General features: G+C 73.3%; 12 protein-coding genes and 3 pseudogenes. 8 read left to right on the top strand and 7 right to left on the bottom strand.

The window, feature by feature from the left end; translation table 11 throughout:
• Nucleotides 1-831 (bottom strand): 8-amino-7-oxononanoate synthase (locus SSBG_RS17515; protein ID WP_086023066.1); only part of this gene is annotated, 831 nt, incomplete at its 3' end.
• A gap of 146 nt (nt 832-977) precedes the next feature.
• On the opposite strand from SSBG_RS17515, the pseudogene bioB reads away from it, so the two are divergent.
• The 3 genes and pseudogenes from bioB to bioD all read left to right on the top strand — a co-directional run bounded on the left by bioB (nt 978) and on the right by bioD (nt 3,508).
• Nucleotides 978-2,204: pseudogene (bioB, locus tag SSBG_RS33740) on the top strand (biotin synthase BioB).
• A gap of 69 nt (nt 2,205-2,273) precedes the next feature.
• Nucleotides 2,274-2,762, top strand: a pseudogene (locus SSBG_RS33735) (aminotransferase class III-fold pyridoxal phosphate-dependent enzyme); the annotation flags it as partial.
• Nucleotides 2,714-3,508, top strand: coding sequence for a dethiobiotin synthase (gene bioD, locus SSBG_RS33730; RefSeq protein ID WP_050776789.1), 795 nt, complete (start codon nt 2,714-2,716; stop codon nt 3,506-3,508). The pseudogene SSBG_RS33735 and the gene bioD, both read left to right, overlap by 49 nt.
• 156 nt (nt 3,509-3,664) lie before the next feature.
• On the opposite strand, the gene SSBG_RS17490 is transcribed toward bioD, so the two are convergent.
• On the bottom strand, nt 3,665-4,309 hold the full coding sequence (locus SSBG_RS17490) for a dihydrofolate reductase family protein (RefSeq protein ID WP_037871565.1): 645 nt from the start codon (nt 4,307-4,309) through the stop codon (nt 3,665-3,667).
• Between the two features lie 93 nt (nt 4,310-4,402).
• Between SSBG_RS17490 and SSBG_RS17485 the strand changes: the two genes are divergently transcribed.
• Together SSBG_RS17485 and SSBG_RS17480 are read left to right on the top strand one after the other, a co-directional pair.
• Nucleotides 4,403-4,915, top strand: coding sequence for a winged helix-turn-helix transcriptional regulator (locus tag SSBG_RS17485; protein WP_008747419.1), 513 nt, complete (start codon nt 4,403-4,405; stop codon nt 4,913-4,915).
• 79 nt (nt 4,916-4,994) lie between these two features.
• A complete protein-coding gene (locus SSBG_RS17480) occupies nt 4,995-6,134 on the top strand; it encodes a Fic family protein (protein WP_008747418.1) in 1,140 nt (379 codons plus the stop codon).
• Nucleotides 6,135-6,233: 99 nt separating this feature from the next.
• On the opposite strand, the gene SSBG_RS17475 is transcribed toward SSBG_RS17480, so the two are convergent.
• A complete protein-coding gene (locus SSBG_RS17475) occupies nt 6,234-8,801 on the bottom strand; it encodes an ABC transporter permease (RefSeq protein ID WP_008747417.1) in 2,568 nt (855 codons plus the stop codon).
• Nucleotides 8,798-9,589, bottom strand: a complete 792-nt coding sequence (locus tag SSBG_RS17470; RefSeq protein WP_037870037.1) for an ABC transporter ATP-binding protein — start codon at nt 9,587-9,589, stop codon at nt 8,798-8,800. The genes SSBG_RS17475 and SSBG_RS17470 overlap by 4 nt, the downstream gene beginning before the upstream one ends.
• Before the next feature lie 562 nt (nt 9,590-10,151).
• On the opposite strand from SSBG_RS17470, the gene SSBG_RS17465 reads away from it, so the two are divergent.
• Both SSBG_RS17465 and SSBG_RS17460 read left to right on the top strand, forming a co-directional pair.
• On the top strand, nt 10,152-10,955 hold the full coding sequence (locus SSBG_RS17465; protein ID WP_008747415.1) for a hypothetical protein: 804 nt from the start codon (nt 10,152-10,154) through the stop codon (nt 10,953-10,955).
• 163 nt (nt 10,956-11,118) lie between these two features.
• Nucleotides 11,119-11,844, top strand: a complete 726-nt coding sequence (locus tag SSBG_RS17460) for a hypothetical protein (RefSeq protein ID WP_008747414.1) — start codon at nt 11,119-11,121, stop codon at nt 11,842-11,844.
• 197 nt (nt 11,845-12,041) lie between these two features.
• Here the strand turns inward: SSBG_RS17460 and SSBG_RS17455 are convergent, their stop codons facing one another.
• Complete coding sequence (locus tag SSBG_RS17455; RefSeq protein WP_037869003.1) at nt 12,042-13,295, bottom strand: IS701 family transposase; 1,254 nt, start codon at nt 13,293-13,295, stop codon at nt 12,042-12,044.
• Between the two features lie 80 nt (nt 13,296-13,375).
• On the opposite strand from SSBG_RS17455, the pseudogene SSBG_RS31405 reads away from it, so the two are divergent.
• Nucleotides 13,376-14,223 (top strand): annotated as a pseudogene (locus SSBG_RS31405) (IS5 family transposase).
• 16 nt (nt 14,224-14,239) lie between these two features.
• Here the strand turns inward: SSBG_RS31405 and SSBG_RS17440 are convergent.
• Together SSBG_RS17440 and SSBG_RS17435 are read right to left on the bottom strand one after the other, a co-directional pair.
• The gene (locus tag SSBG_RS17440) at nt 14,240-14,911 is read right to left on the bottom strand and encodes a SanA/YdcF family protein (RefSeq protein WP_037871562.1); all 672 of its coding nucleotides are present in this window, start codon (nt 14,909-14,911) and stop codon (nt 14,240-14,242) included.
• 88 nt (nt 14,912-14,999) lie between these two features.
• A partial coding sequence (locus SSBG_RS17435; RefSeq protein WP_106429357.1) for a response regulator receiver protein occupies nt 15,000-15,885 on the bottom strand: 886 nt, incomplete at its 5' end.

Raw genomic sequence — 15,885 nt, 5'->3', positions numbered from 1 at the left:
TCGCGCCGCAGCAGGGCGAGCGCCGCCAGCGCGGGCGACGGCGGCCGGCGCCAGCCCGGTGTCGAAGATGAACGTCCGTGCCGTGTTGACCAGATGGTCGATCACCCGGGCCGGCCCGAGCACGGCTCCGCCCTGGCTGCCCAGCGACTTGGACAGGGTGACCGTCACGACCACGTCCCCGGCGCCCGCGAGCCCCGCCGCCCACGGCACCCCGCGACCGCCCTCGCCCAGCACCCCGAGTCCGTGCGCGTCGTCGAGCAGCAGCCCCGCCCCGGACTCCCGGCACGCCCGTGCCAGCTCCCGCACGGGAGCCGCGTCCCCATCGACGGAGAACACCGCGTCGGAGACCACGAGGGCCGGTCCGCCATGCGTCCGCAACGCCTTGCGCACGGCGTCCGGATCGGCGTGCGCGGCGACCTGGGTGGTGCCCCGGGCCAGTCGGCAGCCGTCGATCAGCGAGGCGTGGTTGCCCGCGTCGGAGACGATCAGCGAGCCGTGGGGAGCGAGCGCGGTGACCGCGGCGAGGTTCGCCGCGTACCCGGAGGAGAGGACGAGAGCCGCCTCGAACCCGGTGAACCGGGCCAGCTCACGCTCCAGCCGGGTGTGCAGCTCGGTCGTCCCCGTGACCAGCCGCGCGCCGGTGGCGCCGCCACCCCAGCTCCGCGCCGCGGCGACCGCCCCCTCGACGGTCTCCGGATGACGGGCGAGCCCCAGGTAGTCGTTGCTCGCGAGATCGAGCAGATCCGAGTCGGCGGGACGGGGACGCAGCCTCCGGACGAGCCCGGCGTCACGGCGCAGCTCCGCCTGGCCGTCGACCCAGCCGAAAACCATGACCCCTCCCGGGTTTTGTGGGTACTGCACAGATGCTAATAGGCCGATCATCCGGCCATACTGTGGTCCTAGCCACGCGCTCGCCTTCGCCTCTTGTGCGAATCCTCCATGTCCGCGAGTGATCCCGTGAAGCAGGATGTGGTCCCATGAACCTGCTGAACGCTCTCGTGGGCAAGGGCCTGCGGTGCGAGCCGCGGACCCGCGCCGAAGCGCTCGCCGTCCTCGCCACCTCCGACGACGACCTGCTGGACGTCGTCGCCGCGGCCGGACGGGTGCGCCGGCACTGGTTCGGGCGACGGGTGAAGCTCAACTATCTCGTCAACCTCAAGTCCGGGCTGTGCCCCGAGGACTGTTCCTACTGCTCGCAGCGCCTCGGCTCCACCGCCGACATCCTGAAATACACCTGGCTGAAACCCGAGGACGCGTCGAAGGCCGCGGCGGCGGGTGTGGCGGGCGGCGCCAAGCGGGTCTGCCTGGTGGCCTCCGGCCGGGGCCCGACGGATCGGGACGTCGAGCGGGTCGCGGCACCATCGAGGCGATCAAGGACGGGAACGAGGGCGTGGAGGTGTGCGCCTGCCTCGGTCTGCTCTCCGACGGTCAGGCCGACCGGCTGCGCGAAGCGGGCGCGGACGCCTACAACCACAACCTCAACACCTCCGAGTCGGTGTACGGGGACATCACGACGACCCACACGTACGCCGATCGCGTCGCCACCGTGCGTGCGGCGCACGCGGCCGGGCTGTCCGCCTGTAGCGGTCTCATCGCGGGCATGGGCGAGAGCGACGAGGACCTGGTCGACGTCGTCTTCGCGCTGCGCGCACTCGACCCCGACTCGGTGCCGGTGAACTTCCTGATCCCGATGGAGGGCACCCCGCTCGCGGGGGAGTGGCACCTCACCCCGCAGCGGTGTCTGCGCATCCTCGCGATGGTGCGGTTCGTGTGCCCGGACGCCGAGGTCCGCATCGCGGGCGGCCGGGAGGTCCATCTCCGCTCGGTGCAGCCGCTGGCGCTGTACCTCGCCAACTCGATCTTCCTCGGCGGCTACCTCACCAGCGAGGGACAGCCGGGCCGGGACGACCTGAGGATGATCGCGGACGCGGGCTTCGAGGTGGAGGGCGCGGGCGAGGAGTCGCTGCCGCGACACCGGGCCTCGGCGGGCGGGCGCGGGACGCGGGAAGGCGCCGGCGCGGAGTGCGGGGCGCGGGAGGGCGGCGGCGCGGAGTGCGGGGCGCGGGAGGGCTGCGGGTGCGGCTCCCGGGAGGGCGGGGGCGTCCGTGAGGCGGCGTCCGCGCCACCGGGGAGACGAGGTGCGCCGGGACCTGGTCAACGTACGCCGTCGCGGTGCGGGAACGGACGTCGTGCCCAATGCCTGACGCGCCCTCACTGCCCCTTTCCGGCTGCGGGAACTGGACCGGCGGCACGTCTGGCATCCCTACGGCCGGATGCCCGGCGGCGGGGAACCGCTCGTCGTCGCGTCGGCGAGCGGGATACGGCTGCGCCTGGCGGACGGCTCCGGCGAGCTGATCGACGGGATGTCGTCCTGGTGGTCCGCGATCCACGGCTACAACCACCCCGTGCTCAACGAGGCCGCGCACGCGCAGCTCGGCAGGATGAGCCACGTGATGTTCGGCGGGCTCACGCACGAACCCGCCGTACGGCTGGCCAAGCTCCTCGCCGACGTGACCCCGGAGGGCATGGAGCACGTCTTCCTCGCCGACTCCGGCTCGGTGTCGGTCGAGGTCGTGGTGAAGATGTGCCTCCAGTACTGGCGCTCGCTCGGCCGCCCGGAGAAGCGGCGCCTGCTGACCTGGCGCGGCGGTTACCACGGCGACACCTGGCAGCCGATGTCGGTGTTCGACCCCGAGGGCGGGATGCACGCGCTGTGGTCGGGGGTGCTGCCGCGCCAGGTGTTCGCCGACGCGCCCCCCGCACGGGCACGGGCACCGAGGTCGGCAAGACGCTCACCACGGCGGCGGTCGCCGCGGCGGCGCCCGCGGCCGGCCGCACGGTGGCCGTCCTGAAACCCGCGCAGACGGGTGTGCGGCCGGACGAGCCGGGCGACGCGGAGGAGTGCGCCCGGCTCGCCGGTGCCGTGACGACGGCCGAACTCGCCAGGGACCCGGAGCCGTTGGCACCGGCCACGGCGGCACGCCGGGCCAGAGCGGCCCCGGTCCGTCCGCACGACATCGCGGCAGCCGCACGGAGGCTGGCCACCGCCCATGATCTGGTGCTGGTCGAGGGGGCGGGCGGGCTGCTCGTGCGGTTCGACGAGGAGGGCAGCACCCTGGCGGACGCGGCCCGGCTGCTCGACGCCCCCGTCCTGCTCGTGACGCCGCCGGGCCTGGGCACGCTCAACACGACGGAACTGACGGCTCGTGAACTGGGCTCCCGGGGAATCGATCTGCTGGGCGTGGTGATCGGCAGCTGGCCCGCCGCCCCTGATCTGGCCTCGCGCTGCAACGTGGCCGATCTGCCGGAGGTGGCGGGGGCGCCCCTGCTGGGCGCGCTGCCGGAGGGCGCGGGTTCGCTCGCGCCGGCCGGTTTCCGGGCCACGGCACCGCGGTGGCTGTCACCGCGGCTGGAGGGGACGTGGGACGCGGAGGAGTTCCGGAACAGGGAGGCGGCGCCCCCGTGGGATGCCGGGGCGGCGGGGAGCCGTTTGAGCCCGTCGCCGTGAGCCCGGTGGTCCGACGCGAGCCGCGCCGGTTCCGCCCGCCCCGGTCCGTACGGGGCGGGCCGCGTACCGGCCGGCGCGGGAACGGCGGCGTGAACAGCACGGCGCCGTTCCCGCGCTGTGGCGGGAACGGCGCCGGGGTGCTGCCGGGGGAGCGGGTCAGCCGGTGGTGGCGCGGTTCCAGAAGCTGTGGACCAGGCCGCTCGCGGAGGTCGTGGACTCGATCGTGAAGCGGTCCTGGACGTCCGCCAGGCCGTCCCAGATCGAGACGCCGCCGCCGAGGACCATCGGCACCGTGATCAGGTGCATGAAGTCGATCAGGTCGGCCGCGAGGAACTGGCGGACGGTGGAGGGACCGCCGCCGATGCGGATGTCCTTGCCGCCCGCGAGGTCGCGGGCGTGGTCGAGCGCTTCCTTCGGGGAGGCGTCGAGGAAGTGGAAGCTCGTGCCGTTGCCGAAGTGCAGGGGCTCGCGCGGGTGGTGGGTGAGGACGACCACGGGCGTGCCGAAGGGGGGCTCCTCGCCCCACCAGCCGCGCCAGCCGTCGTCGGTCCATTCGCCGCTCTGCGGGCCGAACTTGCCCCGCCCCATGATCTCGGCACCGATGCCCTGGCCCCACGTGCTCGTCAGGGCACGGTCGAAGGTGACCGAGTCCGTGACGGCCTGGATGCCGTCGTTCGCCCGCCCGTCGAAACCGGCGAACATCTTCTCGGCACCCCCCATGGGGCTGTCGAGCGTGATCGTCCCGCCCGCGCTGTAACCGTCGAGGGAGACATGGAAGTTGTGCACGCGGACCTTGGCGATGACAGCCACCTCCGTGAGTGATTGCGAACTGCAACTGGTCGCCGAACCCTACAATGGAGCGGTTGCGAGTCGCAATCACTCGGGAGGTGCGTCGTGACGCTGGCAGGGCGCGACGAGCCGCGTTCGGGGTGCGCGATCAACGCCGCCGTGGAGGTCCTCGGGGACCCGTGGACGCTGATCGTGCTGCGGGACGTGATCTTCGGCGGGCGCCGGCACTTCCGCGAGCTGCTGCACGGGAACGAGGAGGGCATCGCGTCGAACATCCTCGCCGCCCGCCTGCGCAAGCTGGTCGCGACGGGCCTGCTCACCCGCGACGAGGCGACCCGGGGCCAGCGGGCGACGTACACCCTCACCGAGGCGGGCATCCAGACCCTTCCCGTCATGGTCGCCCTCGGCACCTGGGGCCTCGCGCACCGCCCCACGACCCCCGAACTCGCCGTCCGCGCCCGCCTGCTGGCCGAGGGCGCCCCGCGCCTCACCCACGAGCTGATGGACGAACTCCGCGAAACCCACCTCGGCATCCCCCACGCCGACCCCCCGTCCCCCCGCGCCTCCGAACGCCTCCGCCAGGCATACGAGGAGACGATGGCGGCGCGGGAACGGTGACGACGGCAAGGGGGGGGCCGAATCGGCGAACCCACACCTTGACGCTTTGACGCAATATTTGCGTCACTTATAGTGGCTCATGCTCTTCCCCCCACCCGCGCTCTCCGACGAGGACCGGCGCGTTCTCGGCGAGATCGACGCGTTTCGCTACGCTCTGTGCCTCCAGGTGCGCTCCTCCCCGAGGAAGTGGACCGAGGGGCTGCGCAAGTTCCTCACCGCCGACGCCGTGGCGGCCTCCAACTCCATCGAGGGGTTCAAGGTCTCCACAGCCGATGTCGAGGACCTTCTCGAAGGCGAGCGGGAGGTCGACATCTCCGAGGAGAACCGCGAGGAGACACTCGCGTACCAGCGGATGATGACGTACCTCCAGACCCTCCACGACGTGGACGACTTCCGCTACGGCAAGGAGTTCCTCAACGCCCTGCACTGGATGCTGCAAGGCCACCGGCACAGTCCGCGCAAACCCGCCGGGCAGTGGCGGCGTGGAGCCGTGTACGTGACGGACGCCCGCAACCCCCGCATCGCCGCCTACACCGCGCCGGAGGCGTCCGAAGTCCCCGCGCTGATGGCGGAGCTGGTCGCGTGGCTGAACACCGGGGACGACGCCACCCACCCGCTCGTGAAGGCCGCGATGGCGCATCTCCACCTCGTCTCCATCCACCCGTGGGCGGACGGCAACGGGCGGATGTCCCGGTCCCTCCAGACGCTGATGATCGCGCGGGCGGGAGAACTCGCCCCGGAGTTCTCCTCGATCGAGGCGTGGCTCGGCAGCCCGGGGAACACCTGGGAGTACTACCGCGAACTCCAGCAGCGCGGCTCCACGTACCTTCCCGAGCAGGATGTCTCCGCCTGGGTGCGCTTCAACCTGCGCGCCTACCATCAGCAGGCGCAGACCGTGCGCAACCACTTCGACCGCTCGAACCGCGTGTGGCTGCTCCTGGGGGAATTCGCCCGGCTCTCGGGGCTGGAGGAACGCGTGGTCTCGGCGCTGCACGACGTGGCGATGTCGGGCCGGGTGCGGCGTACGCGGTACGGGCGGGCGGAGGACCTGAGCCTCCAGCGGGCGCAGCGCGACCTGCGGGAACTCGTCGCGACGGACATCCTGGCGCCGGTCGGCCGGACCCGCGCCCGCTTCTACACGGCCGGGCCCGCCTTCCCCGAGGACGCCCTGGACATCGCACGCACCCCGATGTCGCTGGCCGACCCGTACGCGGGCTGAACCGACGACCGGCCCGGCGGAGGCCGCGCGGCGGGGGGCCTCCCCCCGTGAGAGAAGCCCCCCCCGCCTCCGGGCGCGCTGCCGGCGCGCGCGGTCTTCTCACTCCGTCGCGATCGCTCCCAGGACGTTCATCCGGCCCGCGCGGAAGGCCGGGACCAGGGCGGCGAGGAGGCCGACGAGGGCCGAGCCGGCGAAGACGCCGCCGATCGTCGCCCAGGGGATGTCCAGGACCTTCAAGCCCTCCAGCGCCAGCAGGGACTGCGCGCTCGTGCCCCAGCCGAGGCCGAGGCCGAGGCCCAGCGCCGCGCCGAACAGGGCGATGACGACCGATTCGAGGCGGATCATGCGGCGGAGCTGGCGGCGCGAGAGGCCGATGGCCCGCATGAGGCCGATCTCCCGCGTCCGCTCCACGACCGACAGGGCGAGCGTGTTCACGACGCCCAGGACGGCGACGACGATCGCGAGCGCGAGCAGCCCGTAGATCATGTTGAGGAGCTGGCCGACCTGGTCCTTGAGCAACTGCTTGTAGTCGGCCTGGTTGGCGACCTCGTACTGCGGATACGGGTCCATGACCTTCCTCAGCTCCGCGTACGCCGCCTTCTCCTTCCCCTCGTCGGCCTTCGCGAAGAGCGCGACGGACGCCGGGACCTTCCCCGCCGGGAGGTGCGCGCGGGCCGTGTCGAGCGACACGTACCAGGCGCCCTTGTCGAACACCGTCTCGTCCGAGGTGATCGCGCGGACCGTGAGCCGCGCGGTGGCGCCCTCGTGGAAGGCGACGGGCAGCTTGTCGCCGACCTTCACGCCGTACTTCCGGGCCGCGCCCTCGTTGAGCGACATGCCGTCCTTGCCGTAGGCGGCGGCCAGGCTGCCCGCGACGGTCTTCTGGTGCACGTCCTTCATGTACGTCGGCTCCGTCGCGGAAAGGCCCTCGCGCGAGCGCCTGCCGTCCGGGAAGGTCACCGTCGCGCCGATCCGCTTGAGGTGCGAGACGTGCGCGATGCCGTCGATCCCGGCGATCGCCTTCTCGGCCTTCGGCACGAGCGGCTGGCTCATCGTGTCCACGATGAAGTCCGCGCCCACCGACTCGTCCAGCTGCTCGCCCGCCGAGGTGACCATCGAGGAACCCACGACGGAGAGGCAGGCGACGAGCGCGAGCCCGATCATCAGCGCGGCACCCGTCGCGCCCGTCCGGCGCGGATTGCGCAGCGCGTTGCGCTCGGCGAGGCGGCCCATGGGCCCGAAGACCCGCAGCACGACCGCGCCGATGACCCGGACCACGAACCCGGCGAGCAGCGGCCCGACGAGGATCAGCCCGAGCAGGCTCAGGAAGATTCCGCCGCCCAGCCACGGCGCCCCGTCCCCCGCCTTCTCCACCGTGGAGACCTGGTAGAGCGCGGCGGCCCCGCCGAGGGTGAGCACCGCGCCGAGCGCCGAACGCACCGCGCCCGCGCGGCGGTCCGTCGGGCTGCCCGTCTCGCGCAGCGCCGCCATCGGCGAGACGCGACCGGCGCGCCGGGCCGGGAGGTACGCGGCGAGCACCGTCACCGCGACCCCGAGGACGAGCCCGATGACCGGCGTCGTCCACGCGATCGTGAGGTCGTTCGTGGAGAGGTTCATGCCCATCGAGTTCATGAGCTTCATGAGCCCGACCGCGAGCCCCACCCCGGCACCCGCGCCGAGCACCGAGCCGACGACGCCGAGCAGCAGCGCCTCCACGAGCACCGAGCGGTTGACCTGACGGCGCGAGGACCCGACCGCGCGCAGCAGGCCCAGCTCGCGGGTGCGCTGGGCGACCAGCATCGAGAAGGTGTTGACGATGAGGAAGATCCCCACGAGGAAGGCGATTCCCGCGAAACCGAGCAGCGCGTACTTCATGACGTCGAGGAAGGACGCGGTGTCCTTGCTGTTCTCGTCCGCCGACTCCTGCTGCGTGAGCAGCCTGTGGCCGCTCCCGCCGAGCGCGGCGCGCGCGTCCGCCTTGAGCGCGCTGTCGCTCACGCCCTTGGCCGCGGTGAGGTTGATCTGCGTGAACCGGCCCGGAGCGGCGATGAGTTCACGCTGCGCGGTCGCCGTGTCGTAGTAGAAGACGGCCGCGCCCGGGTTGGTCACGGTGAAGGTCGCGATGCCGCTCACGTGCGAGGTGAAGTCGCCGTGCGCGGTGATCGTGCGGACCTCGTCGCCGGCCTTGAGGTGGTGCTTCTTCGCCGTGTCGGCGTCCACGACGACCTCGGCGCGCGAGCGGGGCAGGTGCCCGGAGGTCAGCTCCATGGACCGCTCGTCGGTACGCGTCCAGTTCCCCGCGAGCGTCGGGGCGCCCGTCGAGGCGCCGAGGCTCTTGTTGTCCGCGCCGACGACGGTGACGGACTGCGTGCTGACCGCGCCCTCGGCCCGCGCGACCGTGCCCACGCGGGCGAGCTTCGCGACCTCGGCGCCGGGCAGCGTCGCCGCGTCCTCGTCCTGCGCGCGCTCCCGCGCGGCCTTGTCCGGGCTGACGGTGACGTCGGCCGCCGTCTTCGCGAAGAGCTTGTCGAAGGTCGTGGACATCGTGTCGGTGAACACGAGAGTGCCGCACACGAAGGCGACGGAGAGCAGCACGGCCACGGCGGAGAGCGCCATCCGGCCCTTGTGCGCCCAGAAGTTGCGCAAGGAGGTACGGAGAACGGTCACGACGTACGCCCCCGCGCGTCGAAGTCCTTCATGCGGTCCAGGACCTGCTCGGCCGTCGGCTCGTACATCTCGTCCACGATCCGGCCGTCGGCGAGGTACAGCACGCGGTCCGCGTACGAGGCGGCGACCGGGTCGTGCGTGACCATGACGATGGTCTGCCCGAGCCGGTCCACCGAGGTGCGCAGGAAGCCCAGCACCTCGGCGCCGGCCCGCGAGTCGAGGTTGCCCGTCGGCTCGTCGCCGAAGATGATCTCCGGCCGCGCGGCGAGCGCCCGGGCCACCGCGACGCGCTGCTGCTGGCCGCCGGAGAGCTGGTTGGGGCGGTGCTTGAGGCGGCCCGCGAGCCCGACCGTCTCCACGACCTGATCGAGCCAGACGCGGTCGGGCCTGCGGCCCGCGATGTCCATGGGGAGCGTGATGTTCTCCAGGGCGTTGAGCGTCGGGATGAGGTTGAACGCCTGGAAGATGAAGCCGATCCGGTCCCGGCGCAGCCGCGTGAGCCGCTTGTCCTTGAGGCCCGTGATCTCCTCGTCCCCGAGGTGCACACGCCCCTCGCTGACGGTGTCGAGCCCCGCGAGGCAGTGCATCAGCGTGGACTTGCCGGAGCCCGAGGGGCCCATGATCGCGGTGAACCGGCCCTTCGCGATGTCCACGTCGACTCCGTCGAGCGCCCGCACGCGCGTCTCCCCCGAGCCGTACGCCTTGACGAGCCCCCGGGCCCGCGCGGCCACTGCCGCCTGCCCGCCCGCACCGCCCTGGCGCGGGTGTGTGGTCAGTGCCGTTGTCATGTCATGTCTCCTATGTCGGTCATCAAGGCGCGTGAGCGCGCTCCGCGCCGCCCGCCGTTCCCCCCGGGGGCGGCTCGCGGAGCGGAAGTCCTGTGGTGCGGGAGTCCTGTGGTGCGGGAGTCCGTGCTGCGGACGTCGTTGCGGTGCGTACGTCGTGCGGTGCGGACGTCCTGCGGGTGTGCCGGTGCGGGGCGGCCGCGCCGGTGCCCGGTGCCGTACGGGCGGGCCGTACGTGCCGTGCTCTCGCGCCGCTCCCCTACCTGCTTACGTGTTCCATACTCGCCGCCCCCGCGCCCCCCGCGCAGTGCGGCTGAGCGCACGATCCGCAGGGGGGTTAGCCCCCCTGCGGCCCTGTGGTCAACCGGCTCCACCAGGCTAGGCGCGGCCCGGTCCCGCCCACCTCATCCGCCGGTACCACCGCCCCGGCGGGGCACTCAGGGACATCCCCCAGGGGACGGCTCGGGGTGCGGGGGCGGGCGGGGGTGCGGGGGGCAGCGCGGGGGTGCGGGGCGCGCCCTTATAGTCGGCCGGGACAGACGGTCGTCCGGGGGGATCACCAGCCATGCCACGCGTGAGAGCGCTCTGCGCCGTCGTCCTGCTCGGCGCCCTCGGCGTGCTGCTGCTCGGCGCCTGCGGGACGGAACGGGCCGGGTCCGCCGGGGCGGCGAGCGCGGCCGAGTCGCCGAGCTGGAAGACGTTCGCGCCGTTCGGGGTGAGCGCCGCCCGGCTCGCCGAGGACCGGCGGACGCTCACCGTGGACGCCCGGGTGCCCGGCGGCGGCAAGACGTGCGCGCGCCGGCTGCGCGCCGTCGTCACGGACAGCACGGACCGCACCGTGTGGGTGCAGGTCACCTTCTCCGCCCTCTCGGGCGGCTCGCCCCGCCCCGACTGCCGCAAGACCTCGACGGCCACCGCGACGGTGCGGCTGCCCTCCCCGCTGGGCCGGCGCGAACTGTCCGTGGACGACGACACCACGTTCACCGCCGACGGCGCCCGCCCGCCCGCGCTGCGCCGCTGCGGCGAACTCGGCTGCCACCCCGCGCCCACCGGCTGCACCCCCGCCTCCTACGAGCAGGCCGTGATGGCCCTCGACGTGCCGCGGCACACCCAGCGCGGCGAGACGCACTGCGACGGCACATGGCTCGTGTTCAGCGTCTCCTCCCGCGTGGGCCCCGCCTGCCCGAAGGGCACCGCCCCCGGCTGTGACGCGAGCATCGGCGACCGCTGGTTCTTCCACGCGGCGAAGTCCGGCTGGCAACCGGTCGCGCGCGGCACGAAGGCCGGCTGCGCAGACGTTCACCGCGTCGAGCCCGGCTTCCCCACCGCCCTGTGCGCCGACCTCCCGGCGCTCGGGCAACCCCGGTAGTACGGGCGAGCGGGGCGGGTGGCCGGACCCGCGCCCCGCCCACGCCCCCGCCGCGACCGCCCGGGCCGCCGGTTCCGGCGTCTGGGGCGGCGGGTAGCCTCTGGGCCGCCGGGGGCCGCGGGCCCGCCGCCGCTGAGAACCCGCCAGCAGGGAGCGCCTTCCGATGACCGCACATCCGGCACCGTCCGCACGGCGTGGGCACCACGGCGCCCCGCACGTCCCGGACGCCCCGCCGTTCCCCTCCGCCCTCGTCAGAACGGTGTTCGCCGAGGTCACCCCGCTGCACCTGGCGCGGCCCGCCGCTCGCGCCGCCGCCGCCGTGGCGCGGACCGTGCTGACGGAGATCATCGACGGCGCGCGCGAGGCGGCGGTCGCGGAGAGCCGGGCGAAGCTCGTCCCCCGCGACTTCGTCTCGGCCATCGGCCGCGACATCTCACTGGAGGTCGGCGCCGAGTGGTACCTGTGGACGCCGACCTTCCGGGACCTGCTCGGTGTCATGCACGACGCGGACGGAAGCGTCATCACCCCTCGTATGCGGCGCGGTTCCGGCAAGCCGACCGGTGTGGACGGCGCCCACCGGTTCGAGGCGGGGATCAGGAGACTGCTGCGGAGCCGGGGCGCGAGGGCCGTGCCCGCGATGGTCCGCGACCTGGACGGGGTCACGAGCGTGTTCCTGACGGACCTCGCCCGCAGCGCCGCCACGGTCGTCCGCGAGGGCGGGATCACCCGCTTCGGAGCGGTCTCCCTGGGCGCACCGGCGGGCCCGCCCCCGGTAGGGGGCGCCGCCGCGCGCGCTCTGGCCACCCGAACCTACAACCGTCGCACCATCGGTTGCCAGGACATCCTGGTCGTCACCACCCTCCACCCTCTACCCCGGACACATCAGTGAACGGGCCCCTCGCCACGGCGCCCGAGGCGGCGACCGCGGCGGGCCCGGCGACAACCGGCGCGCGCGAGGCGGCGCGGAGCGTCCCGGCCGGCTGACCCGCCCCTAGTACTCCAGCAGCGGTTCGTGTCCTGAGCTGCGTTTTTGGTAGTGGCAGCGGCGGGCGGTGGCTTGGTGGTGTCTTCTCCAGGCTGACCACTTCAGTGCGTGGGTGACTGGGTCGGGGTGGGGTCGGGGGCGGGGAAGGAGAGTGTCCAGGAGGCGTCTGATTTCTGCCACGGTGAGCGGGGCGAGAGAGGTTCGTTTCCAAAGCCCCCTTTTTCGGGCTCGTCGGCGGCTTGGGCTGCGAGTGAGGTCAGGACGGCGTGGGCGAGCATGGCCAGGGTGATGTGCCGGTACCAGCCGACGTAGCGGCGGACCTCGTACTCGTCCAGGCCGCACTCGTTCTTCGCCGCCTGGAAGCATTCCTCGATCGCCCAGCGTGTGCCGGCCGCCCGCACCAGGTCGGCGACAGTGGTGCTCGTGGGCGCGTAGGCGAAGTAGTAGGCGGTCTCCTCGGGCCGTGCCACGCTGCGCCGGGCCAGCACCCATCGGTGGTGGGCTGACTCGTCGCCGTCGAAGAGGGCGATCGACGGCAGTCTCGCGCTCGCCCAGTCGTAGACCCTGGGGCCCTTGGCCCCGTTGCCGCAGGACAGCCGCTGCCAGGCATCCTGGGGCGCCTGGGCGATGAGCTCGTCGATCCGCCAGAACCCCGTCAAGCTCTTGACCTGCTGAGACTTCGGAACAGCGACGACGTAACCGACATCGAGTTCCTCCAGCAGGCGGCGGAACTTCCAGTCCTGCCCATAGGCCTCGTCCGCCGTCACCCACCGCGCCGGCAGACCGGCGGCCAGCGTCCGGGTAACCATCGCCCTCGCGAGTTCACCCTTGGTCGCGAACTCCCGCTCGTCGGGAACCTTCGCCGCCCGGCAGCGTTCCCGATCCCCTGTCCACGCCTTCGGGAGATACAGCTCCCGGTCGACCAGGGCACGTCCGCGAGACGTGGCGTAGGCGGCGAAGACCCCGACCTGACAATTGTCGATCTTGCCCGAGGTGCCGGTGTACTGCCTGCCCACACCCGCCGACGTGATCCCCTTCTTGATGAAACCGGTGTCATCGATGATCAGGACCCCGTCATCACCGAGCACCTCGGCCACATACTCGCGGACATCGTCCCGCACCGCGTCCGCATCCCAGACGCTGGAGTTCAGCAGCCGCTGGAACCCGTCAGGACTACGGTGCCCCGCCCACTCCGCGAGCTGCCAGCCGTTCTTACGCGCCACACGAGCCAGCAGACCCCGAACGTAATCCCGCATCCGCCACCGCAGATCCGCCCGAGCAAACCGACCCGCGACCCGAGCGAACACAGCCTCCAACTCCGCGGACCATACAGCTACTTCACCCAGCTCCCTCATACCAGGAGAACGACAAAGACCAGCTCAGGACACGAACCGCTGCTGGAGTACTAGGGGGTGTCTTCAAATGATCGCCACTGATGGATCATGGTGTCGTGATACGTCGTCATGAACTGTCCGATGCCGAGTGGGAGTTTGTCCGGCCGTTGCTGCCCGAGTCGTCGCGGGGACGGAAGCGGCTGGACGATCGCAGGGTGCTGAACGGGATCGTGTGGAAGTTCCGGACCGGGACGGCCTGGCGGGACGCGCCCGAGCGTTACGGGCCATGGGCCACGCTCCACACGCGTTTTCGCAGGTGGGCGATGGACGGCACGTTCGAGCGGATGCTGCGAGCCGCCCAGGCGAAAGCGGATGCGGCAGGCGACATCGAGTGGCTGGTGTCGGTGGACTCCACGGTCGTCCGCGCTCACCAGCACGCGGCCGGAGCCCGAAAAGGGGGCTCCGCGACCCGGCCCTCGGCCGGTCCCGAGGCGGGCTGACCAGCAAGATCCACCTGGCCTGCGACGGGCGGGGCCGCCCGCTCTCCTTCGTCGTCACGGGTGGCGACACCAACGACTGCACCCGGTTCACCACGGTCATGGAGGCGATCCGGGTGCCCCGCCTCGGACCGGGACGGCCTCGGGCCCGGCCCGATCATGTCCTGGGCGACAAGGGCTACAGCTCGAAGGCGATCCGCGCCTGGCTCCGCCGCCGCGGGATCCCGCACACGATTCCCGAGCGAGCCGACCAGATAGCCAACCGGGCCCGGCGAGGCAGCCGAGGAGGCCGCCCGCCGGCCTTCGACCGCGAGGCATACAAGCACCGCAACGTCGTGGAACGGTGCTTCAACCGCCTGAAGCAATGGCGGGGCATCGCCACTCGGTACGACAAGACCGCGCAATCCTACGAAGCGGCGGTTGCCCTCGCCTCACTCCTGATGTGGGCGTGACATTTGACGACAGGCGCTAGCCCCGTCCCCGCGCCACCGCGTCCCGCAGGTCCCGCTCGCGGGGACCGAGGACCGGGGTGCGGTGGACGAGGGCGTCCAGGGCCGCCTTCGGGGCGGCCAGGATCTCTTGGCTCGCGCCGTAGTACCAGGTGACGTCCCGCGGGTCGCGGGCCGCGACGCCCTGCGCCTCGACGCCCGCCGCACGGCACAGCGCCACCGCCCGGCGGATGTGGAAGCCCTGGCTCACCAGCACCGCCCGGTCCACGCCGAAGACCCGGCGCGCCCGCACGCACGAATCCCACGTGTCGAAGCCCGCGTGGTCCCACACCACCTGACGGCCCGGCACGCCCGCCCGCGCCAGGTAGTCGCGCATCGCGGTCGGCTCGTCGTACCCCGCGCGGCCGTGGTCGCCCGTCACCAGGACCGCCGAGACCCGCCCCGCCGCGTAGAGCCGGGCCGCCACGTCCAGACGGTGCGCCAGGTACGGCGACGGCCGCCCGTCCCGCAGCCCCGCGCCGAACACCACCGCGACCGGCGCCGGGTCCACGTCCGCCTCGTCCCGTACGGCACCCCCGCTCGCCACCCGTATCCACGCCGAGGGCAGCAGCGCGAGCACGCACAGCGCCATGACCGCCCACAGCGCCCGCCGCCGCCCCCGCCGCGTCCGCGCCCACCCCGGTGCCCGCACCCGCACCGCACTCCTCAATCACCGTCGCCGTCGCCGTCGCCGTCGCCATCGCCGGGAAGCACGCGCGTCCCCGCCCGGTGGTTCCCGCTCAGCCGTGCGGATCGGCCGCCGCGTCCGCGCCGCCGCGCCCGGTCAGCCCCGCCAGCGCGCCCTTGATGTGCCGCAGCCGCGCCCGCACCTGCTCCCCGCGCTCCCGCTGCTCCGCCGCGTACCGCTCCGCCTCGCGCAGCGCCTCGGCCGCGCGGGCCGTCGCCTGCGCGCGCAGGGCCGCCGCCCGCGCCTCGCTGTCCTCCTGCCGGTGGCGGGCCGTCTCCTCCGCCTCCGCCCGCGCCCTGCGCGCCGCGTCGAGCGCCGACTCCGCGGCGTCCAGCCGCGCCGCCGCCTCCCGGGCCGCCGTCTCCCGTACCGCCTCCGCCTCGCGCGCGAAAGCCTCCGCCCGCTCGTCGTGCTCCCGCTCGATGGCCGCGAGGTGCGCCGACGTCGCCTCCCGCACCTCCCGCAGCGCCGTACGGGCCGCGCCGCGCACCCGCTCCGCCTCGGTCCGGGCCGCCGCCCCTGTCGCCTCCGCCTCGGCGAGCGCCGCCGCGCGCCGGGCCTCCGCCTCCGCGTCCGCCTCCGCACGTACCGCCGTCGCCGCCTCGTGCGCCCCGGCCGCGAGCTCCACCGCCTCCGCCCGCGCCCGCTCCTCCAGCGCGTCCGCTGCCGCGCGCGCCGCCTCCGCCAGCTCGGCGGCCTCCTCCTCGACGAGCCCGAGCAGGTCCAGCGCCCCGGCGCCCAGCTCCGAGTAGTCCGCCGGGGCGAGCCCCGCGACCCTCTCGCGCAGCGCCTCCGTCTCCGCGCCGAGCCGCGCGGCCTCCGCCTCCAGCGCCTCGGCCCGGGCCCGCGCGAGCGCGTACTCCTCGGCGAGCCGCGCCACGTACGGATCGACCTCGCCGGGACGGTAGGCGCGGGGACGGACCGAAGGGGGCGCGAGC

This window comes from Streptomyces sp. SPB074 (genome assembly GCF_000154905.1).
In the GTDB taxonomy this organism is placed as follows: domain Bacteria; phylum Actinomycetota; class Actinomycetes; order Streptomycetales; family Streptomycetaceae; genus Streptomyces.
Note: the sequence above shows the minus strand (reverse complement) of the source record. Positions and strands in the feature narration are given on the sequence as shown.

Coding starts and splice junctions, on each gene's coding strand:
- SSBG_RS17460 (WP_008747414.1), top strand. CDS start 11,119: ATGACCGCACATCCGGCACCGTCCGCACGGCGTGGGCACCACGGCGCC.
- SSBG_RS17465 (WP_008747415.1), top strand. CDS start 10,152: ATGCCACGCGTGAGAGCGCTCTGCGCCGTCGTCCTGCTCGGCGCCCTC.
- SSBG_RS17455 (WP_037869003.1), bottom strand. CDS start 13,295: ATGAGGGAGCTGGGTGAAGTAGCTGTATGGTCCGCGGAGTTGGAGGCT.
- SSBG_RS17470 (WP_037870037.1), bottom strand. CDS start 9,589: ATGACAACGGCACTGACCACACACCCGCGCCAGGGCGGTGCGGGCGGG.
- SSBG_RS17480 (WP_008747418.1), top strand. CDS start 4,995: ATGCTCTTCCCCCCACCCGCGCTCTCCGACGAGGACCGGCGCGTTCTC.